The organism is Oryzihumus leptocrescens, assembly GCF_006716205.1.
Lineage (GTDB): Bacteria > Actinomycetota > Actinomycetes > Actinomycetales > Dermatophilaceae > Oryzihumus > Oryzihumus leptocrescens.
Window position 1 is genome coordinate 307,650 of record NZ_VFOQ01000001.1, and the last position, 14,424, is coordinate 322,073.

12 protein-coding genes are annotated in these 14,424 nt (G+C 73.9%); 4 read left to right on the forward strand and 8 right to left on the reverse strand.

Annotated features, from left to right (window positions below; all coding sequences use genetic code 11):
- Positions 1–30: 30 nt before the first annotated feature.
- From FB474_RS01535 to FB474_RS01570, 8 genes are read right to left on the reverse strand one after another with little or no spacing between them, the layout of a single operon-like run.
- Positions 31–1,854, reverse strand: a complete 1,824-nt coding sequence (locus FB474_RS01535; RefSeq protein ID WP_141787049.1) for a copper resistance CopC/CopD family protein — start codon at positions 1,852–1,854, stop codon at positions 31–33.
- Positions 1,851–2,384: a hypothetical protein gene (locus tag FB474_RS01540; protein WP_141787050.1), complete on the reverse strand. Its 534-nt coding sequence runs from the start codon at positions 2,382–2,384 to the stop codon at positions 1,851–1,853. The genes FB474_RS01535 and FB474_RS01540 overlap by 4 nt, the downstream gene beginning before the upstream one ends.
- Positions 2,378–3,295 (reverse strand): heme o synthase, encoded by a 918-nt coding sequence (locus tag FB474_RS01545; RefSeq protein WP_246092001.1) that lies wholly within the window; start codon positions 3,293–3,295, stop codon positions 2,378–2,380. The genes FB474_RS01540 and FB474_RS01545 overlap by 7 nt, the downstream gene beginning before the upstream one ends.
- A 46-nt stretch (positions 3,296–3,341) precedes the next feature.
- Positions 3,342–3,938 carry a TlpA family protein disulfide reductase gene (locus FB474_RS01550; RefSeq protein WP_185745993.1) on the reverse strand — a complete coding sequence of 199 codons (597 nt, stop codon included), beginning with the start codon at positions 3,936–3,938 and terminating at the stop codon, positions 3,342–3,344.
- Between the two features lie 41 nt (positions 3,939–3,979).
- On the reverse strand, positions 3,980–4,588 hold the full coding sequence (locus FB474_RS01555; protein ID WP_141787052.1) for a cytochrome c oxidase subunit 3: 609 nt from the start codon (positions 4,586–4,588) through the stop codon (positions 3,980–3,982).
- Entirely contained in the window at positions 4,588–6,573 is a 1,986-nt protein-coding gene (locus FB474_RS01560; protein ID WP_221632401.1) for a cytochrome c oxidase subunit I, read from the reverse strand. The genes FB474_RS01555 and FB474_RS01560 overlap by 1 nt, the downstream gene beginning before the upstream one ends.
- Positions 6,574–6,598: 25 nt before the next feature.
- Positions 6,599–7,408 (reverse strand): cytochrome c oxidase subunit II, encoded by an 810-nt coding sequence (gene coxB, locus FB474_RS01565; RefSeq protein ID WP_141787053.1) that lies wholly within the window; start codon positions 7,406–7,408, stop codon positions 6,599–6,601.
- 13 nt (positions 7,409–7,421) lie between these two features.
- On the reverse strand, positions 7,422–8,135 hold the full coding sequence (locus tag FB474_RS01570) for a hypothetical protein (protein ID WP_141787054.1): 714 nt from the start codon (positions 8,133–8,135) through the stop codon (positions 7,422–7,424).
- Positions 8,136–8,350: 215 nt separating this feature from the next.
- Here FB474_RS01570 and FB474_RS01575 point away from each other — a divergent pair, with 215 nt between their 5' ends.
- The 4 genes from FB474_RS01575 (at position 8,351) to FB474_RS01590 (ending at position 14,307) form a co-directional block, all read left to right on the forward strand.
- Positions 8,351–9,220: a cytochrome c oxidase assembly protein gene (locus FB474_RS01575; RefSeq protein ID WP_185745994.1), complete on the forward strand. Its 870-nt coding sequence runs from the start codon at positions 8,351–8,353 to the stop codon at positions 9,218–9,220.
- Positions 9,217–9,618: a hypothetical protein gene (locus tag FB474_RS01580; RefSeq protein ID WP_141787056.1), complete on the forward strand. Its 402-nt coding sequence runs from the start codon at positions 9,217–9,219 to the stop codon at positions 9,616–9,618. Before FB474_RS01575 ends, FB474_RS01580 begins: the two co-directional genes overlap by 4 nt.
- On the forward strand, positions 9,618–9,818 hold the full coding sequence (locus tag FB474_RS01585; RefSeq protein WP_141787057.1) for a hypothetical protein: 201 nt from the start codon (positions 9,618–9,620) through the stop codon (positions 9,816–9,818). The genes FB474_RS01580 and FB474_RS01585 overlap by 1 nt, the downstream gene beginning before the upstream one ends.
- Before the next feature lie 97 nt (positions 9,819–9,915).
- Positions 9,916–14,307, forward strand: a complete 4,392-nt coding sequence (locus FB474_RS01590) for an AAA domain-containing protein (protein WP_141787058.1) — start codon at positions 9,916–9,918, stop codon at positions 14,305–14,307.
- Positions 14,308–14,424: the final 117 nt, after the last annotated feature.

Consider the following 14,424-nt stretch of genomic DNA (forward strand, 5'->3'; position numbering starts at 1 on the left):
AAGCGTCATCCGCTCAAGGCCAGGACGTTCTCACCCGACGTCATAGCTGGTCGCCGCGACGAAGGTGGAGGAGCCAACCCGCAGCCGCAGCATCACCTGCCACCGTCCGGGCGAGGGGACGCTGATGAGGACGTCCTCGACCCGCCCGGCCGTCGTGGCCAGGTCGAGGTCGATGGGGCCGATCCCGCGTGCCGGGTTGGTGAACGACGCCGCCGCCAGTGCGAGGGGGACCGGCCTGCCGCTCGGCGTCGACGCCCGCAACGACATCCCCTCGTAGCCGGGGCTCGTGGGTCGCACCACGACGTCGACCCGGATGGTGTCACCGGCAGCGCTGCGGGCGAGGACCGACGTGGTGAACGAGGGCTGGTAGGCCTGCCGTCCCGGCACCGCATTGACCAGCACCGCGGTCAGGACGAGCACCACCGCGCCCAGCGCCGCCTCCGCTGCGACCGAGCGCCGCAGCATCCCGACCGGGGCCGGAGCCCGTCTTGCGGGTCCTGCCGCGCGCACCAGGACGCTGCCGCTCGTCCGGCCACCCGCGGATACAGCGGCTGCTCCGACCGTGCCTGACTCGCCGCTCCCTCCTCCCACCCGACCGGCGTGGCGGGCGACCCAGCGCCGCCCGTACGACGCGAGCACGAGCATCACGGCGAGCACGGTGACCTTGCCCAGGACGAGCCGGCCGTATGCCGTGGCGACGAGGGCGTCCCAGTTGCCGACCTCCCGCCAGGCCTGGTAGGCGCCGGTGACCGCCAGCGTGGCCACGGCAGCCATGGCCACGCGCGACCAGCGCGGCAGCACGGTGCCGAGGTCGGCGGCTGCCCCGGCGTCCACGGACCGGGTCAGCAGCGCCGCGGCCAGGACCACCAGGCCGCCGAGCCAGACGCACGCCGCAGCCACGTGGAGGGCGTCCATGGTGGACGCGAGCGGCACCCAGGTCCCCTGCCCGGCGTGCCCGGCGAAGCTGAACGACTCGACCACGAGCAGTGCCAGGCCGCCGAGGTCCACCCGGCTCGGCGGGCGGGCGGATCCACGGGCGGATCCACGGGCGGGTCCACGAGCGGGTCCACGAGCGGGTCCACGGGTGGACCGCCAGATGAACAGGCCCGCGAGCAACGCCACGAGGCGGAGCAGGAGCAGCTTGCCGTAGGTGCTGCCGGCCGTGACCGCGAGGAGCGAGCCGTCGGTGACGTCGGCCAGGGACCGCGACGCCCCGAACGCCCCCTCGACGACGAACAGCACTGCGGTGCCGACGATCGCGGCGCCCCACGCCACGGCCAGGAGCCGGCGGGACCGGCCCAGCCACCACCCCCGCGGCCACAGCACGCTGAGGAAGAACACAGCACCGAGCAGGACGACCGAGCCGGCAAGCGCCCCGAAGTCCGCCACGCCGTGCACCACCCCCAGCGCGACGTCGTCCTGCGCCGCCGCGGCCGGGCGGCCGGCGGGCACCCCGTAGCCGAAGCTGAAGCTGCCCGAGACGGGGTGGCTGTCGTCCGAGACGACGTGCCAGATCACCAGGTAGGCGCCACGGGCCAGGCCCGGGGCGAGCCGCACCGCGACGGTCCGGGTGTCCCCTCCAGGGTGGAAGGCCCGGCCCGAGGTGACACCACGCCCCTGGCCGTCCACCACCTTGACCGACCCCGCACTGATCCCGACCCCCTCGTCGAAGGTGACCGACACCGTCGCGGGCGCGGTGGCGACCTGGCCGCCCTCGGCGGGTGACGTCGACTGCACCGTGGCGTGGGCCGAGGCGGGGCCGGCACCGAGCAGCAGCACGACCAGCGCCGTGACGACGGCCAGGGCGGCGGTGCCTACCCGCTGCACGATCCGGGGGACGGCACCACGCGTCATGACGGACCCGGCAGGGCGACGTCGACCCGGTGACGGATGACCGGCGGCAGGCACGTCGTCCGGCTGCACGCCGCGTAGGTGACCCAGACGAGGGAGGGCCGCCCCGGGGTGACCCGGACCTGCTGGCGCACCGTGACCGGGCCGTCGGGGTAGACCTCCAGCGGCCTGTCCACCCCGCTGACCCGCAGCGACTCCGGCCTCGCATCGGCCACCCCCGCGCCCACCGGCGCCAGCGCGCCACCGACCTCGAGTCGGGTCGGGCGGCCCACCCCGTCGACGCCGTTGGCCGGCAAAGTGGCGCTGTAGAGGTGGAAGCCGGGCTGCTGGGGCGTGAACCGCGCCGTCAGCACCGGCTCACCGCCGCGGCCGACGGACCAGGCGAGCACCACCGTGACGCCGCCCTCGCGGACCGTGCCCACGACGCCGGCGGCCGCGCCGGAGCGGGCCGCTGGCGCGCCGGCCGAGCACCCCGTCACGAGGACGGCCGCGAGCACCGGGACGAGGGAGGCGACCCCTCGCGTCGTCACCACGACCTCAGCAGGACGTCGACCGCCAGGCAGAGGAACAGTGCGCTGAGGTAGCTGATCGACGTGTGGAACACCCGCATCGGGCGCAGCGGGGCCCCGCGGGCCACCTGGCGCCGCAGCAGCTCGACCTCGCGCACGAACACCCCACCGAGTACGACCGCCGCCCCGGCATACAGCAGGCCGGTGTGCGCCACCGGCCAGAGCACAAGGGACGTCGCGACGGTGAGCCAGGTGTAGACCGCCATCCGGTGGACCACCGTCCGGGCCGGCGCCACCACCGGCAGCATCGGGACACCCGCCGCCGCGTAGTCCTCCCGGAACCGGATCGCCAGCGCCCAGAAGTGCGGCGGCGTCCAGAAGAAGACGATGGCGAAGAGCACGAACGGCGCGAGGGCGAGCCGTCCCGTGACCGCGGCCCAGCCGATCAGCGTCGGCATGCAGCCCGCGCTGCCACCCCACACGATGTTCGAGGAGGTGCGGCGCTTGAGGATGACCGTGTAGCCCAGGACGTAGACCACGATCGCCGCGGCCGTGAGCGCCGCCGCCAGCGGCGTGGTGGCCCACCAGAGCAGACCCACCGCCGCCACGGCCAGCGCCGAGCCGAAGGCCACCGCACCCCGGGGGGAGACCCGGCCCCCGTTCAGCGGCCGTCGCGCGGTGCGGTGCATCACGGCGTCGATGTCACGGTCGAGGAAGCAGTTGAGGACGTTCGCGCTGCCGGCCGCGGCCGCCCCACCGATGAGGGTGACCGCGACCAACCCCGTCGGCGGCCACCCGTTCGCGGCCAGGAGCATGGCCGGCAGGGTGGTCACCAGGAGCAGCTCGATGATGCGCGGCTTGGTCAGGGCCAGGTATGCCGCGAGGGTCGCGCGCAGCGCGGCCCACCGGGGCAGGGGGATGGCGGAGCTGGTCACCGGTGACCGCTCCGGGGAGGTGCGCCGCCCACGGCGGCGACGCGCGTCATACCGGCGCCAGCCCAGCCAGCAGCGGCCGCAGCTGGGCGGCCGTCACCGGTCCGACCACGCGCGCGGCCACGCGGCCCTCCGGGTCGACCACCAGGCTGCCCGGCACCGCAGCCGGCAGCCAGGGGGAGAGCCGGGCCAGCAGGGTGCCCCGGTCCACGAGGTGCGGGTAGGCGGACCCGGTCGAGCGCACGGCCGACGCCGCGGCGCTCGGGTCGGCGTCCTCGTCCAACCCGACGAAGCGGACGCCCGAGGCCCGGAGCTGGGCGGCGAGCGCGGCCAGGCCCGGCAGCTCGGTCCGGCAGGGTTCGCACCACGACGCCCACACGTTGAGCACCACCGTGCGTCCCCTCAGGCTCGACAGCGCGAGGGCCGGGCCGGCCAGGGTCTGCCCCTGAAGGGCGGGAAGCGTCCGACGCTGCCCCACGGGGAACACGGTCAGCCCCAACGGGTAGCGGTTGGCGTCCGAGCGACCCGGCGTGGCGCCGGCGGGCGCGGAGTGCCCAGCCGCCTGGGCGGGGACCGTCGCCGCGGCCGGCGTGCTTGCGGCGCACCCGGTGAGGAGCCCCGCGAGCAACCCGGTGAGAGCCAGCACCCCGCAGGCCCACCGTGGCTGCGCGCGCCGGGCCCCCACCGCTACGGCACCACGTGCGGGATGGCCGCCAGGGACGTCGTCGCCGCGGTGATGATCGCCGCCACGGCGACCCACGCCCACCAGTAGCCCACCAACCGCACCTGCCAGCCGTTGGTGGCGTAGCGGCCCATCCGGGCCCGGTTCCAGATGCCGATCCCGATGAAGAGGGTCACCAGGAGGTGGAACGCGTGGTAGCCGGCCAGGGCATACCACGTCGAGGCGTAGGAGCCGTCGGCCACCACGATCCCCGCCGTCCCGAGCTGGTAGGCCTGCAGCACGAGGCCGACCAGCACGAGCAGGGCCGCCAGCAGCAGGCCGAGCTGGAGGCGGCGCGGCCGGTCGGCACCGGTCTCGGCCCAGTAGTAGAAGGCCAGGCTGGCCACCATGACGGCGGCGATGACCCAGCCCAACCCGGCCGGCACGGTATGACCGTGCGGGGGGACCCAGCCGTGCTCGGTGTTGAGGGCACGCAGGTAGAGGTAGCTGAACACCAGCGACAGCAGGAACGCGGCGTCCCCGACGATGAGCAGCAGCACCCCGAGGCGCTGTGTCCTCCCGAGCTCCTCGGGGCTGCCGTGGACGACGATCGGGGCGTGGGTCTCGGCGGTCATCAGTCGCGCCCCTCACCCGTCGGTGCTGCCGTCTCGGGAGGCAGGGCTCCGCTCCCGCCGCCACCCGCCACACCGGCCGGGGTCAGCGCCGGCTCGGCTGCGGGGTGCGCCTCGCGGGACCCGTTCTCGCTGTAGCCGTAGAAGTCCGAGGTGACGACGGGCAGGACGGTGAAGTTCTCCAGCGGCACCGGCGTCGGCACCTGCCACTCCAGCGTCTTGGCCCCCCAGGGGTTGGCCGGGGCGAGCTCACCGTGTCGCCACGAGTGCAGGACGGCGTACAGGAAGATGAGCATGCCGATGCCGATGACGTAGGCGCCGATCGTGGACACCAGGTTCCCCGTCGCGAACATCGCCGCGGGGTCCGAGACGCGACGCGGCTGACCGGCCAGCCCGACGGCGAACATCCCGAGGAACGTCACGTTGAAGCCGAGCTGCGCGGTCCAGAACCCGATGCCGCCCCAGCGCTCGTTGAGCATGCGGCCGGTCATCTTCGGGAACCAGTAGGCCAGGGCCCCCAGCGCTCCGGTCAGGCCGGCGCCCATCAGGGTGTAGTGGAAGTGGGCGGTGACGAACATCGACCCGTGCATGGCCTGGTCCACCGGGACGTCGGAGAGGTAGATGCCGGTGATGCCACCGATGGTGAAGTTCCACAGCAGCGCGTAGACGGCCATCACCGGCAGGCGCATCCACACCGGCCCTCGCCACAGGGTGCCGAGCAGGACCAGGAAGAGCAGACCGGTCGGGATCGAGATGAGCTCGGTGGTCACCATGAACGGTGCGTTCAACGGGGGCGCCCACCCGGCCATGTACATGTGGTGCGCCCAGACGAACAGGCTCAGCCCGACGATGCCGCCGATGCCCAGCACGGCGCCGTTGAAGCTGAACAGCGGCTTGCGGGTGAACACCGGCGTGATCTCGAGCAGCGCGATGATCGCCGGCAGCAGGATCACGTAGACCTCGGGGTGACCCATGAGCCAGAACAGGTTCGAGTACAGCCAGGGGTTGCCCCCGCCCGACGCGACGTAGAAGTTGGCGCCCAGGGAGCGGTCCATGGCGAGCCCGACCATGGCGACCATGAACATCGGGAAGGCGATGAGCCCCAGCGCGACGCTGGTCACGACGCCGAAGACGAAGATCGGGGTGCGGTTCCAGGTCATGCCCCGGGCACGCATCCGGACGGCGGTCGTGGTGATGTTGGCGCCGGCCAGCGCGGTGGAGACGCCGAAGATGACGATGGTCACGAGGAAGGCGTCCATGCCCGGGGGCGCCTGGTCCGACAGCGGGGCGTACGCCGACCACCCGGTCGGGATGCCACCGAGGAAGAACGCCGAGAGCAGGACCGGGACCGCGGCGAAGAGCAGCCAGTAGCTCAGGGCGTTCAGCCGCGGGAAGGCCATGTCCCTGGCCCCGATCATGATCGGGAGGATGAAGTTCCCGAACGGCCCGCTGACCATGATGATCGTCGCGATGATCATGATGATGCCGTGCAGCCCGACCAGCTCGTTGTAGGCGAGCGGCCCCACGATCTCGGAGTTGGGGCGCGCGAGGTTGGTGCGGATGAGCATGGCCAGGGTCCCGCCGACGGCGAAGAGCGCCATCGTCGTGACGAGGTACTGCATCCCGACGACCTTGTGGTCGGTCGTGAACCGGAAGTAGCGCCATACCCCCTCGTCCTTGCCCGCGAGGAACTCCTCGTCCTCGTGCGACAGGTCACGGCCGAGCAGCCACCGGAACGGCCCCACGAACGCGCCCACCCCGACCAGGAACCCGATGGCCCAGCAGATCAGGGTGATCAGGGTGACGGCGTCGGTCTTGTGGTTGCCCTCCTGCGGCGAGGGCAGCAGGGCGTTGGAGACCAGCCACCCCACGAACGCCAGCACGACGCCGACCACCACGCCGGTGACGACGCTGAGGCGGCGCATCAGGCCACCCCCGGTGCCCGGGACCGGTGCCGCGACGGGTCCTTGCGTGGTCATCGTGGCCATGACGTCCCCTTCCGTGTGGGTCGCCTCATGACGCCGCCTTCTGCGCGGTCCGCAGCCAGGCGGCGAAGTCGTTGCTGCTCAACACGTGCACCGGAGTCTGCATGTACGAGTGGTAGAGCCCGCACAGCTCGGCGCACCGGATGGTGAAGGTGCCGGTCCGGTCGGGCGTCACGTTCGCGGTGGTCGTCACGCCCGGGTTGGCGTCGATCTTGACGCCCATCTCGACGATCCAGAACGAGTGGATGACGTCCTTGGACGTGACGTGGAACAGCACCGGCTGGTTGGCCGGGAGGTAGAGCTGGTCCGAGACCTGGTGACCGGTGCCCGGGTACTCGAACGTCCACGTCCACTGCTGGCCCGTGACGTCGACCACCAGTGGGGGCCGCGTGGCGGTGCTGGCCACGCTGGCCGGCGGGGCCAGCACGACCAGACCCCAGATCAGGAGGAACAGGCACAGCGCGGTGGAGGTCACGAGCCAGGTGGCAAGGACCTTGTTGTTGCCCCGGATCGGCGGTGCGTCCTCTGCCGGCGGCCCTTTGCCCGGATAGCGCCACACCAGGAGGCTGTAGGTCAGGATGGCCCAGACCATCGCCGCCACCGGCGCGGAGGCGAGGCTGAACGACGTCACGGTCGACTCGATCTCCCGCATCGTCGGTGACGCCGGAGGGCCCATCACCCGCGCAGGGACGAAGAGGGCGAACAGCAGCAGGAGCACCGTGTAGACCAGCCAGAGCACCAGGATCGGCAGGACGGGTGGGCGGCGCCACGCCGGCCTGCCGGTTGGTGCCGGGGTCCGGGGTGGCTCGGCGCCGACGGGCGTCTCGGTTGCGGTCATCGTGTCCTGCCCCTCACTCTCCCGCCGCCGCTGCCGTCGCGGCCGTCCCGGTCACCGTGACGGTGCCCTCCATGTAGGTCTGCGTCGACATGGGGCCGCCGAACTTCGCGTAGTAGCCGTCACCGCAGGGGTACTCGCACTGGAACACGTAGTTGCCAGGTCCCTTCGTGATGAAGGAGAAGGTGACCGTGTGCGGCTTGGGGTAGCCGTTGGCCAGGGCAGGGGCGTCGTCCGCCACCGCCGGCAGGGGCACCGAGACGAACAGCGGGTCCTGGTTGGTCACCAGGCTGTGCAGCGTGAACGTGTGCCCGATGTGCGCCGGGTCGACCGCGTTGACCGTCTTGCCGTCCACGGTCATCGTGTTGCCGACCGTGCCGTGCACCTGGGCGAAGTACGGGTTGGTGATCTTCTCGCCGGTGTCGTACTGCTGGATCGTGACCGTCACCAGGCTGTGCGCGGGGACGGACAGGTTGGTCGTCGGGCCGTAGGTCACCCAGCCCGGCTGGGCCCCGCCGTCCTTGCCGTGCGGTCCAGCCATGCTGTCCGGCCACGTCTGGAGGGTCAGGAAGGCGTGGGGAAGGCTCCCCTCAGGGGTGCTGGCGACGCCCTGGACGCTCGCCCGCAGCTGTCGAGGGGGCGGGGCGGAATGGGCCAGCGACGTGCCGACCACCCCCACGGCGACGACTCCGCCGAGGACGGTTGCTGAGGCACCTATGAGCATACGCATCCGTCTGACCTCACCTCCGGGCTGTACCCGGCGACCCCGCTGACGCGGAGGACCCACCCCGACGCGGTCGTTGATCCGAGCGTCGACCCGGCGCAGGTTGTGGGCGAAGGGACCTTTGGCAGGGGTTCGGCCGAGGCGGACGCTCGCCCCGGGAGCGGTTCGTCCGGTGCCTTGGTCCCGGATCGCCGCCCGCGAGCAGACCTACCATCCGAGACGTGAAGGAAGTCCTCGATTTCCTCAGCAGGTGGGACCTGGCGCTCGTCCCGGCGGTGGCGGTGCTCGCGGCGGCGACGTCCTACCTGTGGGCCGTGCGCCGGCTGGCCCACCGGCAGCCGGAACCGCCCTGGCCGCGCTGGCGCACCTCGTCCTTCCTGACGGGGCTCGCGCTCCTGGCGTTTGTGGTGATGGGCCCGGTCGGCGCCTTCGACGACGAGTTGTTCTGGGCCCACATGGTCCAGCACATCGCCATCATGATGCTGGTCGCGCCGCTCCTGCTCCTGGGCGCACCGGTGCTGCTGGCCCTGCGGACCTCCGGGCGGGCCACCCGGCGCCGCCTGCTCGTCCCCGCGCTGCGCAGCCGCCCCGTGCGGCTGCTCACCAACCCGGTCCTGACCTGGGTGCTGTTCGCCGGGGCGCTGATCGGCACGCACTTCACGCCGTTCTACAACTACGCGGTGACCCACCCGGTGGTGCATGACTACGTCGAGCACCCGCTGTACCTCGGCGTGGCCCTGCTCTACTTCTACCCGCTCATCGGGGCGAACCCGGTCCCGCACGGTCCGTCGCCCCTGGCCAAGGTGGCCTCGCTGGTGCTCATGATGGGCCCGGAGGCCATGACCGGGTTCTTCATCTACACCGCCCGCGGCGTGCTCTACCCCGCGTATGCCGTGTCCCCGCGGCCGTTCGGCCTGGACGCCTTGAGCGACCAGCAGCTCGGCGGCGGCCTGATGTGGTGCTCCGGCATGGTGATCGGCGCGCTCTGGATCGCGGTCGCGATACAGGCGTGGCTGCGCGCGGAGGCTCGCAAGGGGCGGCGCATCGACCGCCAGATCGCGGCCGGGCTGACCGGGCCGGCCGCCTCGTGAGCCGGGCGGAGCGGGCCGGCATCCCCGGGCCCGAGGCGGCGAGGGCGGTCGGGGAGCGGCGGCGCGTCCGGCGCCTCAACGTCCTGGCCGCGGTCGCCATCCCGGCATGCCTTGCGGCGGCTGTCTTCGAGCTGGGACGCGCGCTCGCTGGCAACGAGCTCAGCTGGGTGTACGCGTTCGAGTGGCCGCTCTTCGCCGCGTTCGGCGTGTACATGTGGCGAAAGCTGGTCCACGAGCAGACCCCCGGACACCAGGTGCGCACCGGCCGGGCATCGGGCCGGCAGCCCCGCCACCCGGACCCCGGTGCCGGAGCGGACCCGCAGCTGGCCGCGTGGCAGGAGTACCTCGCGCGGCTGCACGCGCAGGAGCCGCCCGGCGGCCCGCCCGGTGGTGCGTGATGCCCCCGCGCAGCCCGTTCCGCCCCGACCGGCCGCAGCTGGTGCTGGCGCTCGCCACCGTCCTGGCGTATGCCGTGGGCTACCCCCTCGCGCTCGTCGCCGGCTCGCCGTTCGGCTGGGTGCTCGTGACGCTCGGCGGCTTCCTGCTGCTGGCGTTCGGGGTCGTGACCATCCAGCGGATCCACCGCAGCGGCCCCTGAGGTCCGCTGGCCGCGTGGCGCCACTCGGAGATGACCGGGGCGGGGGACCTCGGCGCGCGTCCGGAGGGGCGGCGCGCCGGTTGGCTAGCCTGCGGGGGTGACACAGAGCCAGGACGCGACGCCGGACCCGGACCAGCCCGAGGAGGGGTCCGCCGACCCGCGCGGGGAGCGCGTGGCGGCGGCGGTCCAGGCCTGGCAGCGTCACCTGGTCGACCTCGGCGGTCGCAACACCCTGCTCTGGTACCGCGACCTGCCCTCCGGCACGCTCGACCTGACCACCGCCCACCCCGGCGGCCTGGCGATGCTGCTGGCCGGCCGCCCGACCCGGCTGTCCGACCTGTTCCGCGAGCCGGCCGCCCTGGCTGAGGCCCGCCGCCGTGCCCGCGTCATCCGCGCCAAGACCACCGAGCTGCACGAGGAGCGGGGCATCGCCGCCGGGTTCGTCGCAGTGGGCATGGCCAGCTGGCGGGTGGCCGGCGCCTCCCGCCCGCCGGCCGCACCGGTGCTGCTGCGCTCGTGCGTGCTGCGGCCGCGCGGCGCCAGCCAGGACGACTTCGACCTCGACCTCGGCCCGGACGTCGAGCTCAACCCGGTGCTGGAGCACTACCTGCGCTCCGAGCAGGGCCTGGAGGTCGACGGTGACGCGCTCGCCGACATGGCGACGGTCACCGGCGCGTTCGACGCCGCCCCGGTGTTCTCCGCGCTGGCCGCGGGCTGCGAGGAGGTGCCCGGCTTCACCATCACGCCGCGGCTGGTGCTCGGCACCTTCTCCTACGCCAAGCTGCCCATGGTGGCCGACCTCGCGGCCCAGCTCGACACCCTCGCCGACCACGACGTGGTCGCGGCCCTGGCCGGTGACCCGGGCGCGCTGCGGGCGGTGCGCACCAGCGTGCCGCCCCTCGCCGTCGACCAGGAGCCCGAGCGCGAGCACCTGGTCCTGGACGCCGACTCCTCCCAGCACGCGGTCATCGAGGCGGTGCGCTCCGGGGCCAACCTCGTCGTCAAGGGCCCGCCCGGCACCGGCAAGAGCCAGACCATCGCCAACCTCATCGCCGCCCTGGCCAGCGACGGCCGCCGGGTGCTGTTCGTCGCCGAGAAGCGCGCCGCCATCGACGCCGTCGTCAGCCGCCTGGACCGCCTGGGCCTCGGCGACCTGGTGCTCGACGCCTACGACGGGGCCACCAACCGGCGCCGGCTGGCCCGCGAGGTCGGGGACACCCTGGACCGGGCGGTGGAGGCCGGGGAGCCCGACACCAGCGAGGTGGCGCGCACCCTCGTGGACCGCCGCACCCGGCTGGTCGAGCACTCCCGCGCCCTGCACGAGAAGCGCCAGCCCTGGGGCGTCAGCGCCTGGGAGGCCCAGCTCGCCCTGGCGGCGCTGTCCTCGCGGCCGCACTCGCCGACCTCCCACGTGCGCATCCACGGCGACGCCCTGCGCTCGCTCTCCCGCGACCGGGTCGCCGAGCTGAGCCGCTCCCTCACCGAGGCCGCCTCGCTCGGCGCCTGGACCCCCGGGCTCGAGGACGACCCCTGGTATGCCGCGCGCGTCACCTCTCCGGAGGAGGCCGCCCAGGCGCTGGAGATCTGCAGCCGGCTGGGCTCTGGCGGGCTGGCCGCGGTGCGCGAGCAGCTCGGCGCCACGCTGCGCGAGGCCGGGATCCCCGAGGCGGGCACGGCCTCCGCCTGGGCCGACGCCATCGACGCCCTCGAGCAGGTCCGCCAGACGCTGGAGGTGTTCCGCCCCGAGGTCTTCGACGTGCCCCTCGTCGACCTCGTCGCGGCGACCGGCACCTCGGCATACCGCTCCGAGCACGGCATCAAGCTGGGCTGGTGGGCCCGGCGCCGCCTGCGCCGGCAGGCGCGACGGCTGCTGCGTCCGGGAGCCGTGCCGCCCGACCTGCACACCCGGCTGCAGCTGGCGCAGCGCCAGCGCGTGCGCTGGCAGGAGCTGGCCGGCGCCGGTGCCCGCCCCGAGGTCCCGCTGGGGCTGGAGGAGGTCGAGCGCACCTACGCGACGCTGGCCGGCGACCTGGCCTGGCTGGGGGAGCGGCTCGCGCCGACCTCCGGCGGTGGGGACCTGCTCCACGCTCCGCTGGAGGAGCTGCAGGAGCGGCTCGCCATGCTGGCCGCCCGGCCCGACCGGCTGTCCGTGGTGCCCCGGGTGGTCACCGTGCTCGACGAGCTCCGCGCCGCCGGGATGGGCCCGCTGGTCGACGACCTCGCCACCCGTGGGGTGCTCGTCGACGACGTGGCCCCGGAGGTCGACTTCGTCTGGTGGACCTCGCTGCTGGACGACATCACCGTCCGCGACCCCGCCTACGGCGCCCACGACGGGGAGTTCCTGCGGCGGATCGGCGCGGAGTACGTCGAGGCCGACCACGCCCACCTCGACCGCTCCGTCGACCGGGTCCGGGGTGCCATCGGCCGCCGCCTGCGCGAGGTCCTGGCCGACCACCCCGACCAGGAGGCCCTGGTGCGCGCCGAGGCGTCCAAGTCCCGCCGGCACCGCCCGCTGCGGGAGATGCTGCCCCGCGCCGGGGACGTGCTGACCGCGGTCAAGCCGTGCTGGGCGATGAGCCCGCTGGTCGTGGCCTCGGTGCTGCCGCCGGGGCGCTGGTTCGACGTCGTGGTCTTCGACGAGGCCTCGCAGATCCCGCCGGCGCAGGCGGTCTCGGCGATCTCGCGGGCCACCCAGGTCGTCGTCGCCGGCGACGAGCGGCAGCTGCCGCCGACCAGCTTCTTCACCTCGGCTGACGACGACGTGAGCACGCCCGAGACCGACGCCCTGACCGAGGGTTTCGAGTCGGTGCTCGACGTGCTCACCGCGGCGCTGCCGGTGCGCCGGCTCACCTGGCACTACCGCTCGCTGGACGAGCGGCTGATCGCGTTCGCCAACAAGGAGGTCTACCACGGCTCGCTGGTGACCTTCCCCGGCACCAGCACCGACCCGGTCGTGCGGCTGGAGCTGGTCGACGGCTCCGCCCTGGCCCCGCCCGGTCAGGAGGCGATCGAGAGCACCGAGGCCGAGGTCGACCGGGTCGTCCAGCTCGTGCTCGACCACGCCCGGCGCCGGCCCACCGAGTCCCTCGGCGTCATCGCGCTCGGCCTGCGGCACGCCGCGCGGATCGAGGACGCCCTGCGCGCCGCCCTCGCCGACGCCGACGGGGTGGGCTCGTTCTTCGACGAGTCCGCGCCGGAGCGGTTCTTCGTCAAGAACCTCGAGCGCGTCCAGGGCGACGAGCGCGACGCGATCATCCTGTCCATCGGCTACGGCAAGACCCCGCACGGGCGGGTCCTGCACCGCTTCGGCCCGCTCAACCTCGACGGCGGGGAGCGCCGGCTGAACGTGGCCGTCACCCGCGCCCGCCGCCGGATGACCGTCGTCGCCGCCTTCGGCGCGGCCGACCTCGACCCCAACCGGCTCAAGGCCCGCGGCGCGCTCATGCTGCGGGACTTCCTCGCGTATGCCGCGGCAGGCGGCTCCCCGGCGAAGGTCACCGAGGCGCTGCCCGCCACGGCGGCAGAGGCGGCCCGTCCCGGCGGCGGGGAGGTCGGCGCGACGCCGGCCCCGCCGGCCGGCGCCCGGGTCCGGTCCGAGGCGACCGGCAGGGCGCTCGACCCGCTGGTCGCCGACTTCGCCCAGCGGCTGCGCTGGGAGGGGCTGGTCGTTCACGAGCGCTACGGCAGCTCGGAGCACCGGCTCGACCTGGCCATCGAGGACCCGCACCGCCGCGGTCGGGTGCTCCTCGCCGTCGAGACCGACGGCCCCGCCTACGCGGCCATGACCAGCACGCGCGACCGGGACCGGCTGCGGATCGAGCAGCTGCGCCGGCTCGGCTGGGAGCACGTGCGGATCTGGAGCACCGACCTGTTCCGGGACCCGGCCCGGGACGTCGCCCGCGTGACCGCCGCCGTGCGCGCCGCGTCGAAGGCCACGGTGCTGGGGGACAATGGGCTCACCGTGCCACCCCGCCCGGCCGACCCGGCCGTGGACGAGGGCGTGGCCGAGCCCGGAGCGGCGGCGGAGCCCGACACCCTGACCCCGCTGCTGCCGGGCTTCGACGAGAGCCTGGAGGACGACGTGCCCACCCCCGACCCGACCGACGACACCCTGACCGACTGGCTGGACGAGGCCGACGCGGCCGGCGACGAGGCAGTCGAGGCCGACGCCGTGACGCCGGAGGAGGTGGCGCCGGTCGACGGGCAGGCCGCGCTGCTGGACACCGGCGAGGTCACCCGGGTCGGGACCGGGGCGGGCGACGGCGGGGACGGGCTCGCGGACGGTGAGGCGCGCGATACCGCTCAGGGCGACGTCGATGAGGGCGTGGCCGGCGGGAGCGAGGCCGAGCGGGAGCCGGCGCGACCGAAGGTCTCGGTGCGTCGCTCCTCGCTGGACCAGACCCGGGACGACACCGGCTGGGGTGAGCGCCGCGACGAGGACGCCCACGACCGCTGGCTGCAGGAGCAACGTCCCCCGCACTGGGAGTGACCCACACCTGACGCTGACGGGGCGGCTCCGCACCTGCGGAGCCGCCCCGTCTGCGTGAGGTCGCTGGCCACGTCAGGGCCGGGCCCCTGTCATGACGGCGAGCGTGACGGCCGGGGC

Excerpts from the sequence above, each read along its gene's own strand:
- FB474_RS01535 (WP_141787049.1), bottom strand. The coding sequence starts at position 1,854 with ATGACGCGTGGTGCCGTCCCCCGGATCGTGCAGCGGGTAGGCACCGCC.
- FB474_RS01555 (WP_141787052.1), bottom strand. The coding sequence starts at position 4,588 with ATGACCGCCGAGACCCACGCCCCGATCGTCGTCCACGGCAGCCCCGAG.
- FB474_RS01560 (WP_221632401.1), bottom strand. The coding sequence starts at position 6,573 with ATGGCCACGATGACCACGCAAGGACCCGTCGCGGCACCGGTCCCGGGC.
- coxB (WP_141787053.1), bottom strand. The coding sequence starts at position 7,408 with ATGACCGCAACCGAGACGCCCGTCGGCGCCGAGCCACCCCGGACCCCG.
- FB474_RS01570 (WP_141787054.1), bottom strand. The coding sequence starts at position 8,135 with ATGCGTATGCTCATAGGTGCCTCAGCAACCGTCCTCGGCGGAGTCGTC.
- FB474_RS01585 (WP_141787057.1), top strand. The coding sequence starts at position 9,618 with ATGCCCCCGCGCAGCCCGTTCCGCCCCGACCGGCCGCAGCTGGTGCTG.